This window comes from Pseudoalteromonas sp. KAN5, assembly GCF_022846535.1.
Classification (GTDB): Bacteria; Pseudomonadota; Gammaproteobacteria; order Enterobacterales; family Alteromonadaceae; genus Pseudoalteromonas; species Pseudoalteromonas haloplanktis.
In genome coordinates, this window is sequence record NZ_AP025589.1 from 265189 (window position 1) to 290831 (window position 25643).

27 protein-coding genes and 1 pseudogene are annotated in these 25643 nt (G+C 40.6%); 16 read left to right on the plus strand and 12 right to left on the minus strand.

Translation table 11 applies throughout. From position 1 onward, the window contains the following. The 4 genes from KAN5_RS01135 to KAN5_RS01150 are packed head-to-tail and all read right to left on the minus strand — an operon-like array spanning position 1 to position 3755. Positions 1-1380, minus strand: coding sequence for an MFS transporter (locus KAN5_RS01135; RefSeq protein WP_244390241.1), 1380 nt, complete (start codon positions 1378-1380; stop codon positions 1-3). Between the two features lie 46 nt (positions 1381-1426). Continuing rightward, entirely contained in the window at positions 1427-2047 is a 621-nt protein-coding gene (locus KAN5_RS01140) for a peptidylprolyl isomerase (protein ID WP_016708682.1), read from the minus strand. A gap of 2 nt (positions 2048-2049) precedes the next feature. Continuing rightward, positions 2050-2604, minus strand: a complete 555-nt coding sequence (locus tag KAN5_RS01145) for a YajG family lipoprotein (protein WP_016708683.1) — start codon at positions 2602-2604, stop codon at positions 2050-2052. A 2-nt stretch (positions 2605-2606) separates the two neighbouring features. Next, positions 2607-3755 carry a methyltransferase gene (locus tag KAN5_RS01150; protein ID WP_138554744.1) on the minus strand — a complete coding sequence of 383 codons (1149 nt, stop codon included), beginning with the start codon at positions 3753-3755 and terminating at the stop codon, positions 2607-2609. A gap of 43 nt (positions 3756-3798) precedes the next feature. Here KAN5_RS01150 and KAN5_RS01155 point away from each other — a divergent pair, with 43 nt between their 5' ends. The 11 genes from KAN5_RS01155 to nqrM all read left to right on the plus strand — a co-directional run bounded on the left by KAN5_RS01155 (position 3799) and on the right by nqrM (position 13646). Beyond that, positions 3799-4398: an alpha-ketoglutarate-dependent dioxygenase AlkB gene (locus tag KAN5_RS01155; RefSeq protein WP_138554743.1), complete on the plus strand. Its 600-nt coding sequence runs from the start codon at positions 3799-3801 to the stop codon at positions 4396-4398. Between the two features lie 60 nt (positions 4399-4458). Further along, positions 4459-4770, plus strand: coding sequence for a BolA family protein (locus tag KAN5_RS01160; RefSeq protein WP_244390968.1), 312 nt, complete (start codon positions 4459-4461; stop codon positions 4768-4770). A 100-nt stretch (positions 4771-4870) separates the two neighbouring features. Continuing rightward, positions 4871-6064 carry an enoyl-ACP reductase FabV gene (fabV, locus tag KAN5_RS01165; protein WP_244390242.1) on the plus strand — a complete coding sequence of 398 codons (1194 nt, stop codon included), beginning with the start codon at positions 4871-4873 and terminating at the stop codon, positions 6062-6064. A gap of 368 nt (positions 6065-6432) precedes the next feature. Next, positions 6433-7776: a Na(+)-translocating NADH-quinone reductase subunit A gene (locus tag KAN5_RS01170; protein WP_029216129.1), complete on the plus strand. Its 1344-nt coding sequence runs from the start codon at positions 6433-6435 to the stop codon at positions 7774-7776. Between the two features lie 4 nt (positions 7777-7780). Continuing rightward, positions 7781-8983, plus strand: coding sequence for an NADH:ubiquinone reductase (Na(+)-transporting) subunit B (locus KAN5_RS01175; protein WP_016708689.1), 1203 nt, complete (start codon positions 7781-7783; stop codon positions 8981-8983). Further along, positions 8976-9725 (plus strand): Na(+)-translocating NADH-quinone reductase subunit C, encoded by a 750-nt coding sequence (locus KAN5_RS01180; protein ID WP_016708690.1) that lies wholly within the window; start codon positions 8976-8978, stop codon positions 9723-9725. The genes KAN5_RS01175 and KAN5_RS01180 overlap by 8 nt, the downstream gene beginning before the upstream one ends. Continuing rightward, on the plus strand, positions 9725-10357 hold the full coding sequence (locus tag KAN5_RS01185) for an NADH:ubiquinone reductase (Na(+)-transporting) subunit D (RefSeq protein ID WP_016708691.1): 633 nt from the start codon (positions 9725-9727) through the stop codon (positions 10355-10357). Before KAN5_RS01180 ends, KAN5_RS01185 begins: the two co-directional genes overlap by 1 nt. Before the next feature lie 10 nt (positions 10358-10367). Further along, complete coding sequence (gene nqrE, locus KAN5_RS01190; protein ID WP_016708692.1) at positions 10368-10976, plus strand: NADH:ubiquinone reductase (Na(+)-transporting) subunit E; 609 nt, start codon at positions 10368-10370, stop codon at positions 10974-10976. A gap of 19 nt (positions 10977-10995) precedes the next feature. After that, positions 10996-12225 (plus strand): NADH:ubiquinone reductase (Na(+)-transporting) subunit F, encoded by a 1230-nt coding sequence (gene nqrF / locus KAN5_RS01195; RefSeq protein WP_016708693.1) that lies wholly within the window; start codon positions 10996-10998, stop codon positions 12223-12225. 94 nt (positions 12226-12319) lie between these two features. Continuing rightward, complete coding sequence (locus KAN5_RS01200; RefSeq protein ID WP_138554739.1) at positions 12320-13351, plus strand: FAD:protein FMN transferase; 1032 nt, start codon at positions 12320-12322, stop codon at positions 13349-13351. A gap of 82 nt (positions 13352-13433) precedes the next feature. After that, positions 13434-13646 (plus strand): (Na+)-NQR maturation NqrM, encoded by a 213-nt coding sequence (gene nqrM / locus KAN5_RS01205; RefSeq protein ID WP_016708695.1) that lies wholly within the window; start codon positions 13434-13436, stop codon positions 13644-13646. A gap of 65 nt (positions 13647-13711) precedes the next feature. On the opposite strand, the gene KAN5_RS01210 is transcribed toward nqrM, so the two are convergent. From KAN5_RS01210 to KAN5_RS01220, 3 genes are all read right to left on the minus strand, one after another. Next, entirely contained in the window at positions 13712-15064 is a 1353-nt protein-coding gene (locus KAN5_RS01210; protein WP_244390243.1) for a M14 metallopeptidase family protein, read from the minus strand. A 1231-nt stretch (positions 15065-16295) separates the two neighbouring features. Continuing rightward, a complete protein-coding gene (locus tag KAN5_RS01215; protein ID WP_244390244.1) occupies positions 16296-16901 on the minus strand; it encodes an FMN-binding negative transcriptional regulator in 606 nt (201 codons plus the stop codon). Then, entirely contained in the window at positions 16901-17476 is a 576-nt protein-coding gene (locus KAN5_RS01220; RefSeq protein WP_016708700.1) for a GNAT family N-acetyltransferase, read from the minus strand. Before KAN5_RS01220 ends, KAN5_RS01215 begins: the two co-directional genes overlap by 1 nt. 118 nt (positions 17477-17594) lie before the next feature. Here KAN5_RS01220 and KAN5_RS01225 point away from each other — a divergent pair, with 118 nt between their 5' ends. The 5 genes from KAN5_RS01225 to KAN5_RS01245 all read left to right on the plus strand — a co-directional run bounded on the left by KAN5_RS01225 (position 17595) and on the right by KAN5_RS01245 (position 21665). After that, positions 17595-19064 carry a PLP-dependent aminotransferase family protein gene (locus tag KAN5_RS01225; protein ID WP_244390969.1) on the plus strand — a complete coding sequence of 490 codons (1470 nt, stop codon included), beginning with the start codon at positions 17595-17597 and terminating at the stop codon, positions 19062-19064. A 136-nt stretch (positions 19065-19200) separates the two neighbouring features. Continuing rightward, a complete protein-coding gene (locus KAN5_RS01230; RefSeq protein WP_244390245.1) occupies positions 19201-19581 on the plus strand; it encodes a hypothetical protein in 381 nt (126 codons plus the stop codon). Continuing rightward, positions 19503-20018, plus strand: coding sequence for a hypothetical protein (locus KAN5_RS01235; protein WP_244390246.1), 516 nt, complete (start codon positions 19503-19505; stop codon positions 20016-20018). The genes KAN5_RS01230 and KAN5_RS01235 overlap by 79 nt, the downstream gene beginning before the upstream one ends. Then, positions 20012-20440 carry a hypothetical protein gene (locus tag KAN5_RS01240; RefSeq protein WP_244390247.1) on the plus strand — a complete coding sequence of 143 codons (429 nt, stop codon included), beginning with the start codon at positions 20012-20014 and terminating at the stop codon, positions 20438-20440. Before KAN5_RS01235 ends, KAN5_RS01240 begins: the two co-directional genes overlap by 7 nt. 103 nt (positions 20441-20543) lie before the next feature. Next, a complete protein-coding gene (locus KAN5_RS01245) occupies positions 20544-21665 on the plus strand; it encodes an ISAs1 family transposase (RefSeq protein ID WP_244390248.1) in 1122 nt (373 codons plus the stop codon). Between the two features lie 441 nt (positions 21666-22106). Here the strand turns inward: KAN5_RS01245 and KAN5_RS01250 are convergent. From KAN5_RS01250 to KAN5_RS01270, 5 genes and pseudogenes are all read right to left on the minus strand, one after another. Then, positions 22107-22535 (minus strand): annotated as a pseudogene (locus KAN5_RS01250) (hypothetical protein); the annotation flags it as partial. Positions 22536-22562: 27 nt separating this feature from the next. Beyond that, on the minus strand, positions 22563-23747 hold the full coding sequence (locus KAN5_RS01255; protein ID WP_244390249.1) for an IS4 family transposase: 1185 nt from the start codon (positions 23745-23747) through the stop codon (positions 22563-22565). Positions 23748-23853: 106 nt separating this feature from the next. After that, positions 23854-24114 (minus strand): hypothetical protein, encoded by a 261-nt coding sequence (locus KAN5_RS01260; RefSeq protein WP_244390250.1) that lies wholly within the window; start codon positions 24112-24114, stop codon positions 23854-23856. 87 nt (positions 24115-24201) lie between these two features. Next, positions 24202-25110, minus strand: coding sequence for a histone deacetylase (locus KAN5_RS01265; RefSeq protein WP_244390251.1), 909 nt, complete (start codon positions 25108-25110; stop codon positions 24202-24204). A gap of 70 nt (positions 25111-25180) precedes the next feature. Continuing rightward, positions 25181-25537 carry a PilZ domain-containing protein gene (locus KAN5_RS01270; RefSeq protein WP_244390252.1) on the minus strand — a complete coding sequence of 119 codons (357 nt, stop codon included), beginning with the start codon at positions 25535-25537 and terminating at the stop codon, positions 25181-25183. Positions 25538-25643 lie beyond the last annotated feature (106 nt).

Consider the following 25643-nt stretch of genomic DNA (forward strand, 5'->3'; position numbering starts at 1 on the left):
TTATTTACTGCCGTGATAGCTACTTTCTAATGCATACAACCGGTGACGAATTAGATATAAAAATATCAATGATGGCAATACCATTAAAGCAGTTAAAATAAAGAACAGCGACCAATTACCACTAAGCCAATCATCAATCACTACACCACTATAACTTGATAGTAATGTTCGTCCTAAATTCCCTAATGATGCTAACAATGCATAATGTGTTGCACTAAATGCTCGATCGCAAAGCATTGATATAAATGCCACCATAGCCACTAACGACCATGCTTGAGTAAAACCGTCTACAACAATCGCCATTGCATATAAATGCTCTTGTGGTCCGGCTAATGCTATCCATGAAAACATTAGATTAGATGCCGCCATTGCCACACCACTGATAAATAACCCTTTTACGATGCCGTATTTATGATTAAAAATACTGCCTAAAAATGCAAACACGATGGTAATTAAACCAGTTCCCAGCTTTGAGTAATTGGCTATTTGTGTATTACTAAAACCAACCTCTTTATAAAATACAATCGACATACGGGCTAAAAATGCTTCGCCAATTTTAAATAAGAATATAAAGGCCAGTAGGGCGAGTGCAGTTTTAACCCCGTTACGGGCGAAGAAGGTTTTAAATGGGTCGAACACCGTCACCGCGAGCCATGCGGCCAGCTTAGTTAACTGTGTTTGCTTACCAAGAGATAGTTTTTGTTGGTAAATACGCTCTAACTCAGCGTGCACAGCTTCTCGATTTGATTTAGGCTCTTTTGCCCAAAACACGCAGCTCATTAGCAGCAGCATGATCATTGCTAAAAAGTAATATACTTGTGGCCAATCAATGTTTGGCATATCCGCCATATAAAAGGGGATAGCGCCCAGTAGCGCATAGCCGCTCCACCAACCTGAAGTGGCCATAGCAGCGGCTGCGGTCGCTTTGTGGCTTTCGTTTTCATCTAAGGTATCAATACGAAACGCATCAATTGCGATATCTTGGGTAGCGGAGGCGATAGCAATGAGTAAACATAAAGCAGCAGCGACGCCTAAATGAGCGGTGATATCGAGTCCCGCCAATAAAACCACACCAAGTAAAATAAAGCTTTGGCAAAGCAGTATCCAACTACGGCGTTGACCAAGCCAATTATAAAGCAGGGGAAGTTTGATACGGTCAACCAGAGGGGACCATAAAAAGTTTATACTGTACGCACCAAAAACAATGCCGAATAATCCGATCATACTACGGCTTAAGCCTTCATCTTTGAGCCAAGCTGACATTACTGAGCCAATTAATACCCAAGGAAAACCACTGCTCATGCCAAAGATAAACACATTAATAAGGCGTTTATCTTTAAAGTAAGAAAAATATTCTGCTATCGACAAGTTTTTAGTCATAACGCCTTCAATGGCAAAGAGAGCGACTCGCTCTCTTTATTAATAATTATAATGGAGTTGGCTCTAATACCGTCATATTTAAAATGACAACGGGAGTTTTAGGTACGAAGTCATAACCAATTTTCTCGTTAAATCCAGTTTCGACCTGCATGATTTTATCAAGCGTCTCATAACCTTCCATTACCATGCCAAAAACAGCAAAGCCCCAATCTTTGCCTGGGTTTAGGTGGTCGTTATCATCCATATTAAAGAAGAACTGGCGAGTGCCAGAATGCGGCTGGCGATCTTGGTAGGCCATGGCAATACTGTACATATCGTTTTTTGAACCATTGCCACTTTCGTTAAAGATTGGCTCACCCTCATAGACACCATCATACTCCTTGTCATAGCCACCACCTTGAATAACAAAGTCACGATCGTTTTCTACATCTCGCTCTACACGATGAAACACAGTGCCTTTATAGCTACCATCCATAACATAAGTTAGAAAATTATTGACGGTGATAGGAGCTTTTGAGCGATCCATTTCAATGACTATTTTCCCCATCGTGGTGGTGATTTCTACGCGAGGAAACATATTGTTTTTCTGAACAAAGCGTCCTTCGGTTGCTGCTATCAATGGTTGGCTCAACAGTAATAAAACCGCTAATAAAAATACACGTTTCATGATTAACCTTCTAAAAATGCAAGTAATTCAGGGTCTGATACCATGCGGGTTATTAGTTGCTCAGTCAACTTATTAAGTTGACCTTCAATTTTTGCTCGATCATGGCCAAGCGGTCCTTCAAGGCTGGCATTACCTCGGTAGATTTTACTAAAGTTACTGCTGCTACGGATCACCCGTACGCCAAGTTCAATTTTTGCATCGCTAGTGTGGGTAACCAGCTTTTCTGTCACGACAGCTTGTAAGGTATGAATATCAACTTCAAAGCGTGTGGTTGCTAAGTTTGAAATACTGGCGCCATTTCGGCTAAGTGCGCTATCTAGGGCACTTTTAATTGATTCTGTTAGCCCTTGACTGGCAATGGTTTGCGTTTTATCTGAAGTAATTAATTTTAAAGTGGCAGGATCACCACGTAAATCAATCACACTCGTATTTAAGCTTTGGCTAATAGAGCTGAGCTTGCCGCCCTGATAAACCGGATTCAAGATCATTTGATTCGGTTGGCTAGTACAGGCCGACAGTGCTAATAAAGCACAGCTAGGTAAAATGTATTTCATCATGGTTATAACATCCCATTATTTTTAGTCGCACTTAATACTACAAATTTTTTATTTGAACCAAGTAACTTACAGTTGCCAAACATGCGTTTTAGTTTGTCATGGTAGTCTAGGTGGCGATTACCAATAATACGTAATTCACCGCCATTTTTTAAGGTATCTTTGGCTTGTTTGAACATTTGCCATGCAATGTGATCGGTCACCGCTTGTGCTTGGTGGAAAGGTGGATTACATAGCACCATATCTACACTTTCGCGCTCAAACCCAGTTAAACAGTCATTTTCAATAAATGAACACTGTTCGAACTTATCTTCCATATTGAGTTCTATGTTTAACCGTGCTGATTCAACAGCCATATAGGATTCATCTACAAAGGTGACCTCAGCGTTTGGACAGCGCGCGAGCGTCATTAACCCCACCACACCATTGCCACAACCTAGATCAATTATGCTTTTGGCTTTACTGGTTTGTGGTAAGTAATTAAAAAAGAACCGCGCACCAATATCTAGAGAATCACGAGAAAATACATTGGCATGATTACTAATGGTAAAGTCGCTGCCTTCAAGTGGCCAACTGACAGGAAAATCTGCGGCTTTATAGCCACCTTCAGCATGACTGATAATTAAACGTGACTTTTTAACGGCTAAACTGGTTTTAGTTTCACCTATAAACTGCTCAAATGCTTTAATCGTCGAGTTGTGTACATCTTTGGTTTTAGCTGCCCCGATTACCGCTGTGCCGGGGGCTAATACTTCACTGAGCTCTGAGAGTTGGTATTGTAAAAAAGCTAATGTGCGTGGCACTTTTAAAATCACCAAATCAACCTGCTCAGGCAAAGCAGATAAGCTATCAAGCTGACTAAAAGCTGTAGTCGCAATTTTATTCTCAGCTAAATTGTAAGCAGCAGCTTGGTGGCTAATATATGAATCATTCACTGAACAAACCGTTAACTGCTGTTTGCTAAAATAACAGGACAAAGCACCAAAGCTGTCGTTTAAGATCAGCAAAGAGCGACAATCGGGATAATGTTCAGTAACATAGTCAATTAGATATTCGTCAGCAGAATCCCAAGCTTGTAAGCTGCGGTTTTTTTGATCTAACGGAAAACGTTCAAGAGTAAAGGTTGTATCGCCGAGCTGTGCTTGCGTGGTCATAATAGTTTAATGATCGGTAATCAATTGATAGGTAAATTCTAACATGCAACGGCAAAAGGCCAACCCCCATATGTTACCAAATGGCTTTTCTTATCAAAGAAGCGCATTGAGCGCACAAAAAAGCCTCGATTTATTTTATCATCTGCAGCAAAGTTTAAATTGGCAGCAACCCAATACCACCGTTTATGGGCGAACAGGCCCAATCCCACGGTTGCAATGTTTTATTAGTGATAACCAGGTTGAATATGGTTACTCACACAGTAAGTTAGTGGTTGAACCTTGGCCTAGGGTGTTATTAGCCATGCGAAAACGATTGGAACGCCATTTACAACAACCGTTTAATTCTTTGTTGGTCAACTATTACCGCGATGGCAATGACACTATGGGTTGGCACAGTGATGATGAAATTGAACTCGGACCAAAGCCAACGATTGTCTGTATCTCTTTAGGTGCAGAGCGGGTGTTAAAACTAAAACATAAGGCCAGTAATAAAGTAACCGATTTATTACTTCACAGTGGCAGTTGTTTAGTGATGCATGGTGACAGCCAGCGGGATTACCAACACGCAATTGCAAAGCAAACAACGTTAGCTCACCCTCGTATAAGTTTGACATTCAGGTATATTTTACCAAAACCCAGCTAGCCAATTTACAAACTTAGTTGTTATAGTATGGCCCTCATTAGTTATGGATCGGCCCTTTATATGTCAATGCAGCAGCAGATACAAAGCAAAATAGCAGACGCGATTGCTTGCAAGCACCTTAATGTCATTAATGAAAGTCATATGCATAGTCGCGGTGAAGAGTCGCACTTTAAAGTGATTGTTGTTAGCGAAGAGTTTAGCGGCAAACGTTTATTGCAACGCCATCGACAAATTAACGAAATATTAAAAAATGAGCTTGCAAATCATATTCATGCATTAGCAATTCATACCTTTACCCCTGAAGAATTTAGTGGGCAAAGTGGTCAGGTTGCTGATTCGCCTACCTGTTTGGGCGGTTCTAAATTAGATTAACGGCCAGGTTTGATTGGGCATAACACTCATCAGACCTGTATTTTTACAATTAGCCTTTAAACTAGCGCTAATTTTTATTGAGATAGATATAGGATGATCAATGGTCATTAAGCCTAAAATTCGCGGTTTCATCTGTACAAATGCCCACCCAGTAGGCTGTGCAGAGCACGTACAAGAACAAATTAACTATGTAAAACAACAAGGCGAGCTAAAAAATGCGCCTAAAAATGTACTAGTTATCGGTGCTTCTACAGGTTATGGCCTTGCATCGCGCATTACTGCTGCGTTTGGTGGTGGTGCTAAAACCTTAGGTATCTTTTTTGAAAAAGAAGGCACTGAGCGTAAAACCGGTTCTGCGGGTTGGTATAACACTGCAGCGTTTCAAAATGCGGCCGACGAAGCTGGGCTTTGGTCTAAGAATATCAATGGCGATGCGTTCTCAAACGAAATCAAGCAAAAAACGATTGAAACAATCAAAGCTGATTTAGGTAAAGTTGATTTAGTGATCTACAGCTTGGCATCACCGCGCCGTACTGATCCAAATACAGGTGAAACATATTCTTCTACGCTTAAGCCAATTGGCAACTCTGTGACGACGAAAAACCTGAATACGTCAAAGCGTGAAATAGATGAAATAACTGTCGAGGCGGCAAGCCAAGAAGATATCGATAACACCATCAAAGTAATGGGTGGTGAAGATTGGGAAATGTGGATAGGCGCTTTAAAAGAAGCAGGCGTTCTAGCTGACAACTTCAAAACTACCGCTTATACCTACATTGGTAAAGAGCTGACATGGCCAATTTACGGTCATGCGACGATCGGTAAAGCAAAAGAAGATTTAGACCGTGCAACGGTTGCTATTAAAGAGTCGACTAAGTCATTAAATGGTGAAGCATACGTTTCGTCACTTAACGCCGTAGTAACACAAGCAAGCTCTGCTATACCTATTATGCCACTTTATATCTCTGCTTTATTCAAAGTAATGAAAGCCGATGGCACTTATGAAGGGACGATTGAGCAAATTCACGCGTTATTCACTGAGAACTTATATGGTGATTCTCCACGTTTTGATGACGGCGGTCATTTATTCCAAAACTACAAAGAACTGGAAGATGACGTGCAAGCACGTATCCAGACTGTGTGGGACTCAGTTACTACTGAAACAATTGACGAATTAACGGATTATGTGGGTTACCATAATGAGTTTTTACGTTTATTTGGTTTTGGTATTGATTCGGTTGATTATGAGCAAGAGGTTGATGCCGTTGCTCCGATTGCCAATTTGATTGATTAATCAACAATTGATTGTTTAAAAGTCGCTACGGCGACTTTTTTTATGATCAATCTTTTTTTCTGTATTTTTGCTTAATTTCTCTCCTTGCTCGCGAGCAATAGCACTTTGGTCTATATTGAATTTTATTCAAATGCGGCGATTGAGCTAAATAACCACATCTGTCGTATAAATTTCATATTTACACTCGCATAGTAGTCACGATTAATGTTAAAATTCGGGCAATATATGTGAGGAGTTTAACTGCGTTGCTTGTTTTGAGATTAAAACAGGTAGTTCTTTGATATCTTGAATTTAGCTTGAGTAGTCACAAAGGCGACGTGGTTGGTACGATTTTTCAGTTTCTTTCCGTTAATGTAGTGCAAGTGCGTATGATCAACATAAAAAAAGGTCTGGACTTACCCATAGAGGGCGCACCTCAGCAAGTTATTCATGATGGCTCTGCCGTCAAACGTGTAGCTGTGCTAGGTGAAGAGTTTATTGGTATGCGTCCAACCATGCATGTTCGTGTGGATGACCAAGTTAAAAAAGGCCAGGTACTTTTTGAAGACAAAAAGAACCCAGGTGTATTATTTACTGCCCCAGCTGCTGGTACAGTAAAAGAAATTAATCGTGGTGCAAAACGTGTGCTGCAATCTGTCGTTATTGAAGTAAATGGCAGTGAGCAAATCACCTTTGACTCTTTCTCAGCTGAGCAACTTTCGAGCCTCGACCGTGAAAAAGCCAAAGAAGTACTTATTCAGTCAGGTCAATGGACGGCGCTTCGTGCTCGCCCATTTAGCAAAGTTGCGGCTGTGGATGCAAATCCTAGCTCTATCTTTGTGACCGCAATCGACACTAACCCTCTTGCTGCAGATCCTGCGGTAATTATTGCTGAAAATGCGCAAGCATTTGAAGCGGGTTTAGCTGTGGTTTCGCGTTTAACTGACGGTAAAGTATTTGTTTGTAAACAAGCAGGTAGCCAAGTACCTAGTTCATCAATCCCTCAAGTAGAAGTGCATGAGTTTGGTGGCGTACATCCGGCTGGCCTTGTTGGCACACATATCCATCACTTAGACCCAGTCTCTGCAAGCAAGCAAGTTTGGCATATTGGTTACCAAGATGTTATTGCCTTTGGTCACTTATTCCTAACGGGTGAAATTAGCACTGATCGTGTGGTTTCGCTTGCTGGTCCTCGTGTTAAAAACCCGCGTTTAGTGAAAACTCAACTAGGTGCAGCGCTTGATGATTTAGTTGCCGGTGAGCTAGAAGACGGTGATAACCGTGTTATTTCTGGTTCTGTTTTATCAGGTGCTATTTCGCAAGGTCCTCAAGCATTCTTAGGTCGCTACCATGTTCAAGTATCAGTATTACTTGAAGGTCGTGAAAAAGAATTGTTTGGTTGGATTGCTCCAGGTACAGACAAATTCTCTGTAACACGTACATTCTTATCTCACCTTACACCGAGTCGTTTATTTAAAATGACGACGTCAACAGGTGGTTCAAAACGTGCCATGGTACCAATTGGTAGCTATGAGCGTGTAATGCCTTTAGATATTTTACCAACGCTTTTATTACGTGACTTAATTGCACGTGATTTAGACGGTGCTATTGCTTTAGGTGCGCTTGAACTTGATGAAGAAGATTTAGCGTTATGTACCTTCGTTTGTCCAGGTAAATACGAGTATGGTTCAATCCTACGCGATTGCTTGACTACGATCGAGAAGGAAGGCTAGAGAGATGGGTTTAAAGAAATTTCTAGAAGATATCGAGCCGCATTTTGAAGCCGGTGGTAAACATGAAAAGTGGTATGCACTGTATGAAGCAGCGGCAACTATTTTTTATACCCCGGGTTATGTAAATAAAGGCAAAACACACGTTCGTGATAACATCGACCTAAAACGTATGATGATTTTAGTGTGGATGGCGACATTCCCTGCGATGTTTTTTGGTATGTTCAATATCGGTCATCAGGCCGCGGGTGCTTTAGCACAAGGTTTTGAACTAGCAAACTCTTGGCAAGTAGGTTTATTTCAGTTATTTGGCGGTGAATTAACGGCTGAATCTGGATGGGGCGCAAAAATGTTCTACGGAGCATGTTTCTTCTTACCAATCTACGCAGTAACCTTTGCTGTAGGTGGTTTTTGGGAAGTATTGTTTGCCTCTGTACGTAAGCATGAAGTTAACGAAGGTTTCTTCGTAACCTCTGTATTATTTGCATTGATCCTACCAGCAACTATTCCACTATGGCAGGTTGCATTAGGTATTACATTCGGTGTTGTTATTGCTAAAGAAATCTTTGGTGGTACTGGCCGTAACTTCTTAAACCCTGCTTTAGCGGGCCGTGCGTTCTTATTCTTCGCATACCCAGCGCAAATTTCAGGTGACACAGTATGGACAGCAGTAGATTCGTTCTCTGGTGCAACTATGCTAGGTCAAGCGTTTGTTGGTTCACTAGATTACAGCAACATGGAGCTATGGTGGAATGCGTTTTACGGTTTCATTCAAGGTTCAGTAGGTGAAACATCGACTCTTGCATTGTTAATCGGTGGCTTGTTCTTAATCTACGTGCGAATTGCGTCTTGGCGTATCGTGCTAGGTGTATTCTTGGGTATGGTTGCAACTGCATTCTTATTAAATGCAATTGGCTCAGAGACTAACCCAGTGTTTGCAATGCCTTGGCATTGGCACTTAGTACTAGGTGGTTTTGCTTTTGGTATGTTCTTCATGGCGACAGATCCAGTATCTGCTGCTTTTACCGACAAAGCAAAATTCGCATACGGTGCATTAATCGGCTTTATGGTAGTGATGATCCGCGTAGTAAACCCTGCTTTCCCAGAAGGTATGATGCTAGCGATTTTATTTGCTAACTTATTTGCGCCATTATTTGATCACTTTGTAGTGCAAGCTAATATCAAGCGGAGGTTGGCACGTAATGTCTAGTAATAACGAATCAATCGGCAAAACGCTAACCGTTGTTGTTGCACTATGTTTAGTGTGCGCAATCATCGTATCGTTTGCTTCAGTTCAGCTTCGCCCTTTACAGCAAGCTAACAAAACGCAAGATATTCAAAAGAATATCTTAGCTGCAGCGGGTATTGATGCTGTTGAAAATATCTCTGATACGTTCAACGCAAAAATCGAAGCGCGCGTGGTAAACATGCAAACAGGTGAGTTTGTTGAAACTGACCCTAACTCATTTGACTTTGAAAAAAGCAAATTTGACCAAAAAATTAGTTTTGCATTAAAAGCAGAAGGCATCAAAGACATCGCTGGTATTCAGCGCATGACTAAAGAGTCACCTGTTTATATCTCGAAAAAAGCTGACGGTTCTACAGACGCTATCATTTTACCAATCCAAGGTTACGGCCTTTGGGGTGTAATGTATGGTTTCTTAGCGCTAGAAAGCGATGGCGAAACAGTTAAAGATATTAACTTTTATAAGCACAATGAAACACCGGGTCTAGGTGGTGAAATTCAAAACCCACAATGGACAGCAACATGGGGTGGTAAAGAGTTACCAGTTGATGTTGTAAAAAGTGGCGCTAAAAATGATCATCAAATTGATGGCCTTTCAGGTGCAACTTTAACGTCTAACGGTGTTGATCACGCAGTTGATTTTTGGACTGGTGAAAACGGCTTTGGTCCTTTCCTTGAGAAAGTGCGTAAAGGAGCGTTGAAATAATGGCTGATACTAAAGAAATGAAGTCGGTCCTATTTGGACCGGTACTGGCAAATAACCCGATCGCGTTACAAGTACTTGGTATTTGTTCTGCGCTTGCGGTAACGTCGAGCTTAAAAAATGCGTTAATCATGTCAATTGCGTTGACTTTGGTAACAGCATTCTCAAGCTTCTTTATCTCAATTATTCGTAACCAGATCCCGTCATCAGTACGTATCATCGTGCAAATGACCATCATTGCGTCGCTAGTAATCGTTGTTGACCAAGTACTTCAGGCTTTCTCTTATGCTACGGCTAAAGAGTTGTCGGTATTCGTTGGTCTAATCATTACTAACTGTATCGTAATGGGTCGTGCAGAAGCGTATGCGATGAAGTCACCGCCGCTTATGTCGTTCCTTGATGGTATCGGTAATGGCTTAGGTTACTCAGTAGTGTTACTTACTGTTGGCTTTATTCGTGAACTATTTGGTAAAGGCACATTGTTTGGTGCTGAAATCATCCCTCTTGTACAAGATGGCGGTTGGTATCAGCCTATGGGTCTATTGATTTTACCTCCTAGTGCGTTCTTCATCATTGGTTTATTCATATGGGTACTTCGTACTTATAAGAAAGACCAAGTAGAAGCGAAAGGGTAAGGGGTAGATAGTGGAACATTATATTAGTTTATTCGTAAAAGCGGTTTTCATTGAAAACTTAGCTTTAGCCTTCTTCTTAGGTATGTGTACTTTCCTTGCTGTATCAAAGAAAGTAACAACGTCTATCGGCCTAGGTGTGGCAGTTATCGTGGTATTGGGTATCTCTGTACCGGTAAATAACTTGGTTTATCATGCGGTTCTTGCACCGGGTGCATTAGAATGGCTTGGTTATCCTGAAGCGGATCTTAGCTTCTTACGTTTCTTGACTTTCATCGGTGTAATTGCAGCACTAGTACAAATTCTTGAAATGGCATTAGATAAGTTCTTCCCTGCACTATATAACGCGTTAGGTATCTTCCTACCATTGATCACAGTTAACTGTGCAATCTTTGGTGCGGTATCTTTCATGGTAGAGCGTAACTATAACTTCGGCGAGTCTGTGGTTTATGGTATCGGTTCTGGTGTAGGTTGGGCGCTAGCAATTACATTACTTGCTGGTATTCGTGAAAAAATGAAATATTCAGACGTGCCAGATGGCCTACGTGGTTTAGGTATTACCTTCATCACAGTTGGTTTAATGGGTCTTGGCTTTATGTCATTCTCTGGTATTTCACTTTAATAGGTAGCGAGGATAAATCATGAGTTATGAGATTTTCTTAGGCGTTGGTGTTTTCATCGCTATCGTTGTACTACTAGTTTTAGTCATCATTGGTGCTAAATCTAAGTTAGTTGCAAGCGGTGACATCATCATCGGCATTAATGGCGACCCAGATAAAGCCATTAAAACATCAGCAGGTAGCAAGCTTTTAGGTGCGCTATCTGAATCAGGTATCTTCGTATCATCTGCATGTGGTGGCGGTGGCTCTTGTGGTCAGTGTCGTGTACACATTAAAGAAGGTGGTGGTGATATCCTACCAACAGAACTTGATCACATTTCTAAAGGTGAAGCCCGTGAAGGCTGTCGTTTAGCGTGTCAGGTAAATGTTAAAAACGACATGGAAATTGAACTAGAAGAGTCAATTTTCGGTGTTAAAAAATGGGATTGTGAAGTTATCTCTAACGATAACAAAGCAACGTTCATTAAAGAACTTAAGCTACAAATTCCTGATGGTGAATCAGTACCGTTCCGTGCCGGTGGTTATATTCAAATTGAAGCCCCTGCGCACCACGTTAAATACGCTGATTTCGATGTACCAGAAGAGTACCGTGGCGACTGGAACCATTTTGGTTTCTTCAAGCTGGAGTCAAAAGTAGACGAAGAAACAATTCGTGCTTACTCAATGGCTAACTACCCAGAAGAAGAAGGCATCATCATGCTTAACGTGCGTATCGCTACGCCGCCACCAAGAGATTTAAGCTTACCTTGTGGTAAAATGTCATCGTACATTTGGTCACTAAAAGAAGGTGACAAAGTGACTATCTCTGGTCCATTCGGTGAGTTCTTTGCCAAAGACACTGACGCTGAAATGGTATTCGTAGGTGGTGGTGCTGGTATGGCGCCAATGCGTTCACATATCTTTGACCAGCTTAAGCGCCTAAACTCTAAGCGTAAGATGAGCTTCTGGTATGGTGCGCGTTCTAAACGTGAAATGTTCTACGTAGAAGATTTTGACGGCTTAGCGGCTGAAAATGATAACTTCGTATGGCATACAGCACTTTCAGATCCGCAGCCTGAAGATAACTGGGAAGGCTATACTGGCTTTATCCATAACGTGTTATTTGAGAACTATCTTAAAGATCACGAAGCGCCGGAAGATTGTGAGTTCTACATGTGTGGTCCTCCAATGATGAACGCCGCTGTTATCAATATGTTGAAAGACTTAGGTGTTGAAGACGAAAATATCTTACTAGATGATTTCGGTGGTTAATACCAAAACTAAATAAAATTAGTTAAAATACTAGCCCCGTAACAATAGCTGTTACGGGGCTTTTTTATATTCTAACTTAACTAAGTAGGCTGCAATGAATAGAGTATTTCATCCACAAGGCATCATTGCCTTATTCTTCCTTACCCTCACTTTACTCATTAGTGGCTGTGGCCAGAGCGATGAACCACAAGAGCTTTACCTTGAAGGTAAAACGATGGGGACGACCTATCACATAAAGGTGTTTGCCAAGCAAGACAAGTTAGACGCATTGAACTTACAGCCAGAGATCACTCAGCTACTTAAAGATATTAATCAATCAATGTCGACCTATATACCCGATTCTGAGATCAATACATTTAATCGCCTCGCTGCGGAGCAAGTGATGCCAATTAGTAACGATTTTAGAGCGGTTGTTAGTGAGTCTATCCGTCTTGGCGAATCAACAAAAACCCTTGATGTAACTATGGGCCCATTAATTGATTTATGGGGTTTTGGCCCTGATAAAAAACCAACAAAACGTCCAACCGACGCAGAGTTATCAGCGATGATTGCACAAATTGGCGTTGATAAATTAATACTGACGGAGCAAGGATTAGCAAAAACAATCGATGGTTTGGAGCTGTCGTTTTCAGCTACTGCAAAAGGCTATGGCATAGATAAAGTGGCTGAGTTATTAGAAAGTCACGATTTATCTAATTACATGGTTGAGATTGGCGGTGAATTAAGAGTTGCCGGTAAAAAACCTCATGATCAAGATTGGCGCATCGCGATAGAGCAGCCGGATACAGAGCCTGGGGTGCGTAAAGTACATCGCGTTTTAGCGCCGGGTAATAATGGTATTGCCACATCTGGTGATTACCGTATTTTTTATGAAATGGAAGGGGTTACTTACAGTCATTTAATTGATCCAGCAACTGGGATGCCGAGTCGCCATGATTTAGTATCGGTGACTGTACTACATCCATCCGCGATGACTGCTGACGGCCTTGCAACAGCGCTAACGGTAATGGGAATGGATAAAGCTAAGGCTTATGCTGAAAAATATGATTTACCCGTGTACTTAATTGGCAAATCAGATGATGGATTAGTGACCTATTCTAGCCCAGCATTCAAACCCTATTTGTAGACAAGCGCAAAGCGGTTTATAATACACGCAGCTTGATGACTAGCATCAAGCATTTTTATTGCTGAACAATAGGGGCTAAGCAATGTCACTTTTTCTTCTTACTTTTGGTTTATTGATTTTAATCGTTGCAGCAATGGCTGTAGGCATGATAGTGCAAAAGAAGTCTATGGCTAGTAGTTGTGGCGGTTTAGGCTCTGTTGGTATCGATAAGGCCTGTGATTGCGATGATCCATGCGATAAACGCAAAAAGCGTATGGCCAAAGAGCAAGTTTGGAAAGAAAACCAAATTTTATAATTTTTCTCTGACTGAAAATTTAAGTTTAGGTTAGTAAAAAGCGCCAGGTGGGCGCTTTTTTGCGTTTACAATTTAATTAATTGCTCTCCTAGCACGGCATATTTGGCAGTACCTTGTTCACGTAATATAAAAGCCGCAGCGCCATGGCGAGTAGGCATAGCTGAAAGCGTATTGGCACATTGATAGCTTAACCAGTCACTTTGGTTGTTGATTAGTGTTAAATCACCAGAAAAACAGCTGTAGCCTTGTACTAATAGTTGACGATACTTCTCGGTTGTAAGGTCTAATGGCTTTGCTAGTGGGTAAGCTTTACCTGCATCAAAGCTGAGTGTGTGGGCATCTAGCTGGGTAAACCCCTGTCGAATACTGCTTATATCTCCCAGCTCATTGATTTGTGGGTAGCGTCCTTTAGCGTTAATCGCAATATCAGTAACGTAGCTGCCTTGTGGGCTGAGAATCGTCACATCATTGATGAGTAAATCTACCCATGCATCCTTAACATTAAACGGGATTGCTTGGTAGGTTGCTATTTCTTGTTGTTGCCACTTGTCAGATATCAGCTCATCAATCATTTGTACATACAGCATCCGATTGATTTTGCGAGCAACCTGCCGGTTTGGATCATGAGGGTAGGCGCCAGATTCTATCAGTATGGTACTGATCCCCATTTCAGAAAACGTATCACCAAAACTTCGGTATGAGTAGCTATCATTATACTTTGCTAAGTGATTGGGAACCTCTTGTTCAATCAGTTTACTTAGTTGCGCAATTAATTTCATGGCATTGCCACGGCTTAGGTTAATTTCACGTTGCTGATTATATGCAGGAGCTAAAACAGATATGGTTGCAGGGAGGCCTTTTTCACCTGCACCGTAATAAGCGTTTTGGTCATGAAGATTAAAGCCAAAGTCTGGCTTAAAACTTTTCGCCGCAGCCATTAAAAGCTGGCCTTCAGGCGTTCTCAGCGCTTTAGCGTCTCGGTTTAGATCGATGCCTTGCGCGTTAAAACGCGTTTGTAGTTGTGCTCCGTCAGGGTTAATCATTGGAATGACCATTAATGATAATTTGTTTTGCCAGCTTTTTCGCCACGTCTTATTTTCATCGTCGATTACATAGCTAAGAAAATCCATCAATGCCGCACTTGCTGTATTTTCATCCCCATGCATTTGGCTCCACAGCATTACTTTAATTGGTCCTGAACCAATATAGAAGGCATCAATTGGCTGACCTAAAAATGATTGCCCCAGGTTTTTTCGGGTAATTGCGCTATGAGTTGCCAGAGAATCAAGTACAGGAGCAAGATCTGTGGGTTTAATAGCAGGCTTATTCAGCCCTTCAACTTTATGAGTTGCAATAGGTGTAGCAGTTAAAATAAATGAGCAACTAAGTAAGTATAGTAGTATGGCATTGCGAATCATATCAATATCCTAATATTCTTATTTTTAATTTCAATAGGAATATTATATCTAAACATTCACATAAAAAAATATTTAAACTATAGCTGCAATCATTTTATTAAAACGTGAGAGTTACTTTAATTTATATGTAATTAATTGTTTATTATCAAAAATAAAACAATTAAAGGTTGTTTTATTTAACATTTAGGTAAACTTTTAGGTCGAAATATAGACTAAAGTATATGGGTTAATTTTTTTCATCTATCGGATTTATTTTTATCAGTTGTCAGCCTTGAGCTATTACACTAAATTTAGTTTCAAGGAAGCGAAGAGCCGCTAACAAAGAATCTTTATAATTGTGTGTGAAGATGTTGTCAAAGGCGGTTCAAGTTTAGTGGTGACTAAGCTTGAACTGTTTTTATTTTACTGCCACGCAATTAAATGAACATAGCGTTCATTAGCAAATTTACAATGTGTATTGAACTGCACTAGAACCGAATCTTTATAATTGTGTGTGAAGATGTTGTCAAAAAGACGACTCAAGTTAGGGATTAACTTGGCTTGAGTTGCTTTTTATTTTACTGCCACGCAATTAAATGAACATAGCGTTCATTAGCAAATTTACAATGTGTATTGAACTGCACTAGAACCGAATCTTTATAATTGTGTGTGAAGATGTTGTCAAAGGCGGTTCAAGTTTAGTGATTACTAAGCTTGAGCTGTTTTTATTTTACTGCCACGCAATTAAATGAACATAGCGTTCATTAGCAAATTTACAATGTGTATTGAACTGCACTGGAACCGAATCTTTATAATTGTGTGTGAAGATGTTGTCAAAGGCGGTTCAAGTTTAGTGATTACTAAGCTTGAGCTGTTTTTATTTTACTGCCACGCAATTAAATGAACTTATCGTTCAGTAGCGAATCTACACTATATACTGAAGAATATTAGAACCGAATCTTTATAATTGTGTGTGAAGATGTTGTCAAAAGTAGTTCAAGCTTGGTGGTTACTAAGTTTGAGCTGTTTTTATTTTTAGCCACGCAATTAGATGAACATAGCGTTCATTAGCAAATTTACAAGGTGTATGAACTACACCAAAACCGAATCTTTATAATTGTGTGTGAAGATGTTGTCAAAAGTAGTTCAAGTTTAGTGGTTACTAAGCTTGAGCTGTTTTTATTTTCAGCCCATTTATAATTAGCATTCCATTCAAAGCGCCAGTTTGGCGCTTTTTTGTAACTGTAATTTTTTAACTATCAAATAGCTGCGCAATACTTTCTTTCCCGTGTTTTAATAAACTTTCTTTTATGGTCTGCCTTATCGCAGTTGACTTATTTTGACTAAGTTTAAAATTGCCACGCCAGTGACATGGGATAAATTCAATAAAACTCAGTTGTTGGTACATTGCATGGCGATGCTGGACGGGTACCTCATCTAGTTGCCATTTAGTTGTATCAGGTTTGCTAAAATGCAGCTCAAAGTGATCCGTTAGCCGTTGCATGATTTGCTCTTTTTTATCTGTATTTGTTATGAGCCGCACTTGAGCGGTTATATACACACTCGAATAAAGCCAGCTGGGCAAAGTTTTGTTTTGCGAATAAGAGGGTGATAAATAACAATCCTCGCCACTAAATAGTAAGTTCACAGATTGACCATCGAGTAACGATAGTGGATTGTATTTAGCAACATGGCCGATAAAAACTTTTTGCTCTAAGTCATATAATAACGGCACGTGGCAAATATCATTAAGCTGGCTTTGAGAATTTGGCATTAAAATAGTTGCCAGTGGATAACTATTTACTAACTGCTGTAATTGCTTACCATCATGTTGTTGAAAATGCTCTGCTGGGTACATTATAGTTTTCCTTCTAGCTGCGACTTTATTGCTGGCCATTGCTCATCAATAATACTGAACCTAGCGGTATTTCGGGATGAGCCATCAGCGAGTAATCTGTCTTTATAGCTAATCCCCTCAAATCTTGCGCCAAGACGGGTAATAGCATTACGAGATTTAGTGTTTTTTTCATGGGTATTAAAGGTGATCCGTACCAGCCCTAATTCATCGAACGCGTAACACAGTAACAAATATTTAGCGTGTGTATTTACAAAGCTGCGCTGCCAAGCTGTGCCGATAAAAGTGTGGCCAATCTCAGCAGTTAAATGCTGTTTATTTAAAGCAAATAGTCGAGTCGTGCCTAGCACTTGCTGTGTTGCTTTATCAATAATGGCGTATACCACTTGCTGTTGAGCGTGAAATTGTGCGGTATTGGTAAACCATTCAGTGAGCATGGTTCGGGTTTGCGTGTAATTCATCAATACCCAACGCCATACTTGCGGATCTTGTCCTGCTTGATATAAACCTTCAAGATGGTTGGCAGATAAGGGCACTAGCGATAATCGCTCTGTACACAGGCTTTGTTTGCTAAACATAACATTCCTTGGATTTTAATTGGTTATTGCTTACTGTTAAGGTACGCTGGTTTGGTAAGTAATAAACAACCAGTTTTAGCTTTTTAACTAGACCAGTTTGACATTTTGTGGAGCAATGATGCAGCCTTTAGCCATTGAGTTTGATGATTTAGAGCCAGCCAAGTATTTGCAACTGGCCGACGCGATACGCAGTGCAGTCATGCACGGTAAGCTTGCTCCGGGAGTTAAACTCAGTTCAGCACGAAGCATGGCACACACTTATCGGTTAAATCGGCATACGGTAATGAATGCATTGCAATTATTAGTCGCTGAAGGCTGGCTTGAATCCCACGAGCGCTCAGGTTATCGAGTTACCAAATCATTGCCCATTGAAAGTAGTATCAACACATCGAATACTCCAATATTAAAAGCAAACCCCTATCAATTTGCCAAAACCTTGGCCGTGCCTGCTGCTGGCATGGATTTAACCGCGTATAAATATAACTTTGCCGGTGGCTTGCCTGATCTTGCCAGTTTCCCACATAAAGAGTTTAAACGCGCAATCAGTTATGTGTGTAATCACCTAGACGTTAACCAGCTGCATTATGGGCAGATCAGTGGTAACGAGCAGCTAAAAGCGCATATTTGCGATTATTTATACAAAGCGCGTAATTTAAACGCAAACGATGTATTGGTTTGCAATGGCTCGCAAGAAGCACTGTTTTTAATCGCAAAAGCGTTTATAACAAACGGTGATTTTGTTGCTGTAGAAACTCTCGGTTATCCGCCTGCAAGGCACGCATTTGCAGCCTGTGGCGCACAGCTGATTGATATAAAACAAGACAATGAAGGCTTATGTGTTGATGATTTAAAAGCTCAGCTGCAGCGTTATCCAATTAAATTGTTGTACTTAACGCCGCTGCACCAATATCCAACTACCGTGACTTTATCACCCACGCGACGCTTACAAATTTATCAGCTGTGTTATGCCCACAATGTGATGATCATCGAGGATGATTACGACCACGAATTTCATTATCGCTGTCATCCATTACAACCGATGGCCGCCGATGACCCCGCAGGCATTGTGATTTATGTATCGACGTTTTCAAAGATTATGTTTTCAGCCGCACGCATCGGTTATATTTGTGCAGCGCCGGAAGTATTAGCACAATTAACCGCGTGGAAGCAGCTGATGAATCATAAGAACGATGTAGTCATGCAATTAGCTGTCGCACATTGGATGAAAGAAGGCGCTTTTGAGCGCCATTTAAAGCGCATGACCAAGTTGTATAAACAGCGCTATGAAGCGATGGATAGCTATTTAACAGCGTTACAAGCAAAAGGGCTTCCCATAGACTACATAAAGCCCGACGGTGGTATGGCAATGTGGGTGAACTTGAATGAAGACACGCGCCATTTAAAAGCGCAGTTAGCAAAGCAAGGTATATATTTACAGACCGAAGTCGAATTTTACTATGCCAACTCAGTACGTAGTTTAAAGCCTGTAAACTATAGCCATATCCGGCTTGGTTTTGCCGGCCAATCGAGCGAGGAAATGCAGCAAGGTCTAGCGCTTATAGTAGGAGCTTTGTATAAACAGGCGTGAAAAATTTAGTATTCCGATACTCGATTCGGCAGTGAGTATAGTATGGAGTTTACGCATCTTGGAGTGTTTTTTAACCTAAAAATCATGTGGTTATATTGGTTTTAGGCTTAAAGCAGGTATATCAACGGCGATGACTGTGGCTGTTTCAGTGAAAGTAGGTACTAAATTAGATTTTGATGTTGGTGGGTGGGCTGCTGTTCAAAATGTGGCATCACATGCGATGGTAGGAGGCGTTTCTGCTGTTCTTCAAGGAGGAAAGTTTGGCCATGGCTTTGTCAGCTCCTTAGTCACCGCCAGTATGAAAGGGTTTATGAATCCGAAAACCACTGAATTTGGTAATGCATATAGCCGTACCGCGATTGCAGGGGTTGTGGGTGGCACCGTATCTAAACTTACAGGTGGAAAGTTTGCCAATGGCGCCGTCACCTCAGCAATGCAATGCAATGGTGGTATAATGCAGAAAAAATGGGGGAGGTTCAAGAACACAGAAAAGCTGAAAAAATATTTAATGACTTAGTGGCTAGAGGCATATCAGAAAATAATAGTGGCTTACATCAGCAGGCGTTAAACTTTGCTGCTGGATACTGGGGGATTGATTTTGAAGATCGTGGTGAGTTTTTCTATCCTAAATTTGACAGTGCTTTGAAGCATTATGCTTTAATTAAAGACAATGGAATTTCTGTCAGTTTGAGTACATTACAAGAAGGACTTGGTTTTACCGGCTCAACTCTTTTTCATGAAATGGATCATATAAAAAATGGTAGTAGGTATATTGGGCAGTTTGGAATGGAATCTTCTCGCTTATTAGAAGTTTCAGCTTATGATGCTCAACTTAAACACAATCAGCGTTTTAGGTTAACGGAAAGACAGGTGGGGATATTGCAAAGTAATAGAAATGATAATTGTATAAATATTCACATTGATAATAGAACTTCTAGGGGAATAACATGTTAAAAATAGCATCATTATTTTTTTTCTTATCTGTATTTAATATTCAAGCTGAAGAGTTAATTGCTTTCAAAAATAAAAGTAGTATCTATTTTTTTTTTGATAATGGTGAAAATATGCCAGAAAAATATTATCCGCATGTATTTATTGTTGGCTCATGTAAACAAAAATCAAATATATGCCCAGTTGTGATAGATAAGAATGGTAATGTGATAGATACACAGCTATCTTTGGCGAACTTCGATATGTCACATAGTAAAGTTGTAAAAATACCTAGGTTTAACATATATGGGTCAAAGGTAGATTTAGATTGGATTAAGGAATGGCATAAACTTAAGAAAGGTGAATATGAAATAAAATTTAGGTATATGGATTGGGGAAAAAATAAACATTTAGATAGTAATTTTGTTAATTTTAAAATTAATTAATTAGAGTGTAATAAATAGGGTCACCCATCAGGGCAAGATCACGAACTTTACCTTGACATAAATTTATGATCTTATACTGCTTTTCTAATTAAGCAGCCCAATTATGTCAGCCGATACATTGTTTGAACATTTCTCTTCCATTGATGACCCACGCCAGCAAGGCAAAGTGCAACATCCATTATTCGATATTCTGTTTCTAACTATCAGTGCCGTAATAGCAGGTTGCCAAGGCTGGGAAGAAATTGAAGATTTTGCCCATGATAAACTACCTTGGTTGCGTAAATTTATAGCGTTAGCCAACGGTGTGCCAAGGCACGACACGATTGCAAGGGTTATAAGCCGCATCGATATGACCCAATTTCAAGCTAGTTTCTCTCAATGGATGCAAAGCTGTAGTGAGCTAACAGACGGCAGTGTGGTTGCCATTGATGGAAAAAGGCTAAAAGGTTCATTTAAACAGCCAGATAGAAAAGATGCTATCCACATTGTCAGTGCGTTTGCCTGTGAAAATGGTGTGACGTTAGGTCAGTGTAAGACCGACTCGAAGTCCAATGAAATCACCGCAATCCCAGAGTTACTAAAGTTACTAGAGTTAAAAGGTTGCTTAGTGACCATTGATGCAATGGGCTGCCAAAAGGAGATTGCGAAGCAAATTATAGAAAAAGAAGCAGATTATTTGCTGGCACTCAAAGCTAATCAGGGCAGCTTATTTGAACAAGTAAAACAACGCTTACAGCCAGAAATCACACACCAAATAGCGAATGGCAGTCTACTAAATGAAGTAGATTATCAACGAGGACGAGAAGAGTTCAGAGCGGCTGTTGTCTGCCATGATATGGCCCATATACCAGCAAGTGCGAGCTGGCCCAATTTACAAAGTGTAGGCGTGATAGTGTCTTATCGTAAACAGGATAACCAACAGCAAGGTGAATTAACATATCGATATTACATAAGCTCCGCGAACTTGAATGCGCAAAGACTAGCTGAAGCCACACGAGCGCATTGGCATATCGAGAACAGCCTTCACTGGTGTTTGGACGTGGCAATGAATGAAGATGGCTGCCGTATACGCCGAGACGGTGCGGCAGAAGTGTTTGCTGGTGTTAGGCATATTGCATTGAATTTATTGAAGAAAGAAACATCCTTTAACAAAGGTGTACGTGCTAAACAGCTAAAAGCCGCTAGAAACGAGTGCTATCTAGAAAAGGTATTGAAGAGCAAGTGATTTTTCATGCTCTTGCTCTGGGTCACCCATTAGAAAGTTCCGGTCAAGCAGGCAGCTGTGTTTTCTTGATCTTTTTAGTGAAAAGAATAGGGTCAGGTCTTTCTTCTTGCCTTTTTATTTATTGCAATTTTAGCTTTATAATAAAGCTAAAATAATTTTTTGAGAGTTTAATATGTTTAAAATGGGTGTTTTCTTGTTATGTGTTTTTTTCAGTACTGCTAGTTCAGCAGGGATGAAGTGGACTGATGATTATTGGCGTGGTAAAGGTGTTGAAGTAGAAAATGTATACCTTCAATGGGACAATCATTGGGTATAGTTTTATGGCAGTGATGGGCGCTCTTATGTTTACTATTGGGGAGAGCAAGCGATGCCTGATGAAAAGGCAAAGATGTTTTTTTCAATGTTATAAACAACATTTCACATACCTCGTTGAGTTTTCAGTCACTTTGACTGCAAACCTTCAACATCAAAATAAAGCGGCTTTAAGGTGCCGCAATTTACAAACTTATAAGTGAGCTCACTAACACTCGGGACCAGCTGGGTAGTTGAGAACTTTTGCAAGCAAGGACTGGTTAGGTCGACATAAATTAGGTGGTTAAAACTCGGTGCTTGGGTGATTTGATGGATATAAATTCGCTCATTTTCATTGAGTGTGATCATATCGTATTGTTGCCATTTTGATGCTGGGCTTAACTTATTAAGCTCGCGCGCATAAAGTAGTTTATTAAAAACAATTGTTCTATTTTCATAAATTAAACTACCACCATTTCTATAATCACCTTCATACACGTCGGCGGTGATTGTGAGTTCTTCGCCACGCATTAAACGTTGAATATTAAAAGGCTTGGGCTTGATAGTTACCAGCTCAGCACCCTAAGGGATCCCCAAAAATAATGATTAAATTTCAATTACATCACTCACATCCATATTTTTCCAATCGAGTTTCACTACCACTTGCACTAAATAGGCTAGCCCTTCCAAATAATCTCGCCGTCGCAGTTTTATGGACTGTTTTTTGAAGTATCGCAGCCCAACAAATGCCCATGAAACTACTCGTCTGTTTTTGGTTGAGTTAGCTTGAAAAGCGCCTGTCTTTCCTGCTTTGTCTATCACTGCACCCAGCATCATTGAGAACCAATGGGCCAGCGTGGCAAGCAGTAACAGTATGTCTAATCGATTGAGTTTGTTCGTTCTGTGCAGATCTGAGCCTAAGCCGAACCTTACACTTTTTTGGTCTCGAAACCCTTCCTCTATCTGCATTCTCATACCATATAGCTTAAGCACTTTTTCGAGAAAGTGGTGCCTCTTTGGAAGTGAAGAAACGAGTAACCAAGGCTCCTTATAGCCACGTTCTTTATCTCTTTTTAATAACTTATGTCCCTTGCCAACCAACACTGCATGAGTTTGATATTTTGCATTCTTGGTCAGCTCAGTCGCACCAAGATACTGGCTCTTACGTAGATTGTTTTTGAATAGTGACTGGCATGGAATAAACTTATCGCTGCACTGCGTTTTCAAATGTGCTGTCCCACGAACTCGGCTGATATAATGCCAGCCATTGTTCCGCACGGCTTTGAGCCAAGGGACTTTAAAGCCTGCATCCGTCACAATGACGGGCCGACAATCACTCGGCAAGATCAGTTTGAGCATCTTTAAGAACCGCTTTTGAACTTTTGGGCAATGATATTGAAAGCTGAATGCGCTTTCCTGGTATAAGGTCAAAGAACGACCTTCACTGGCAATGCTGGCACGCAGAATACAGTATTTGGTATGTGTATCAGCATGACTCCAATCAACCAAAATGACGGGATGCTTTTCAGTGACCACAAAACGGCTTAAGCGAACATACACTGATGTTGATTCACGCAAAAGCTCGTGGTTACTGAGTAGTCGATCAATACGCTTGATATCATGTTTTTCAGTTGTTTTTGAATCCAAATTGCGACCGATAGAAGTCAAGGTGCATTGCTGGCAGTGTAAAAGAGATTTAACGGCAGCAACGAGAGTATTAAATCTAGCTTTATGAATAGAATTAGGGGTGACAGCGCGGAGCATATTGTGCAAAATAGTTGAAGCATTCATGGTGTTTAGTTCGGTTGTTTTTGGCGATTCATAAGATCACAAAACACCATGAATGTTCCCTCATTCCCCACATTTTTAATATTATTAGTTCATTGATATATAAAGGCTAATTCTGGGGATACTTTAGCTCAGCACCTCTGACTACATTTAAAAATGCCACATCAGGGTTTTCAATCTTATAAACTAGCTGTACGTCATGGGGTAGCTTATAGGTGGGTAAATTTGCCGCAAAAATACGTGGGCCTTGATTAACGAGTATCATAGCGTGCTCGACTTCGTAAGCTGGGTTGATAGGGGGAAGTTCTTGTTCTTCAGCAATTACAAAACAGCTTACAGATACTAACAATAAGGTAAGTAGTCGTCGCATATAAATTTTAATCTCAATTGTTGATTCATTTTTGCATTCAAGTACTAAGTGTAGTCAACAATAGCGCTTTAGCCGTTTATAGTTAACTTAAAAACGCGCGGCTTGCTCAACTACGATGGCGTGGCGTTTGGCAAGGCGCAAGTGATCTTTGTCATAACCTCCGCCAATCACGGTTGCCACAGCTGTATTGCTTTCATGGCAGCGTTTAAGAACCAGATGATCACGTTTTTCAATGCCTTGCCAGCTAATATCAAGTTTGCCTAGGCCATCTTGTTGCCAAATATCGACCCCCGCGTCATAAAGTACTAGATCAGGGTTGAGCTCATTGAGTAGAAAGCTCAGTGTGTCATCAACAATCCCCAAATATTCATCGTCTTGCATATTATTGGCTAAACCAATGTCGAGATCGCTAGCTGATTTACGAAATGGAAAATTCTTTTCACAATGAATCGAGCATGTATAGGCATACGGTTGGTGGGCAAGCATTGCCGCAGTACCATCACCTTGGTGTACGTCTAAGTCAAAAATTAATACATTGGTGACTTCGCCTGATTGAATAAGGGTTTGCGCTGTAAAAGCTAGGTCGTTGACCATGCAATACCCTGAGCCAAAGTCGGTATGGGCATGGTGAGTGCCGCCAGCTAAATGACAGGCAATACCATGTTTAAGTGCAAGGCGTGCGGTTTGCAGCGTACCTTGTGGCGCGGTAAAGGTGCGTGCCATTAATTGTTTTGACCAAGGCAGGCCAATACGTCGCATGGCTTTGTCGTCTAACTGGTTATGCCATAAGTCTTGAATGTAATTATCACAATGTACTAATTCAAGGGGATCTGGGCTGCCAAGTTGGGGGGTAATAAGGTTGTCATTTACTAAACCAAGGGCTTTCACTTGCTGGAATAAATTAGCAAACTTACTCATTACAAACCGATGCTTAGGATCAAAGTTAAACGAATAGTTGGGATGGTAAACCAGTGGTAGGTGTGGATTCAGTGCCATAATGACATTATTTTGTAAATTTGTGTCTAGGGTAACCTACTGAACAACTGCAATCCAGTGGCTTACAAGCTTAGTGGATCAAACTTTCAAGTTCACGATGGAGTAATTCATCATCTGCAAGGTTTAACTCAATTAAGCGTTTTAAGTGAGTGATACTATCAAGATCAATATGAGTGCATTTTAAACCAACATGTTGCTGCTTGATATGGCAAATAGTGACTGTCATCGCGATGATAATATCACTTTGCGGGAGTTTAAAAGCCAAAATGGCAGTACTATTTTTTGCAAAATCAAACTCATCATCACGGCTAACTAATGCACCATTTAATGAGATATCAAGCAATTGGCAAGGATAACTATGGGTATTATTGGTCAAATGCGCAGGGGTTGAAAATAAAATGCGCGTGTAATGTCGACGGTTTTCCATAGTGACTCCTTTTAGTTGCAGTAGCTTAAGTATAGCGTTTTTTTACTCGCTTGTAGCAGCTTCAGCAACGAAAATTATAGGGGGTAAATGACTGTGAATACGTATT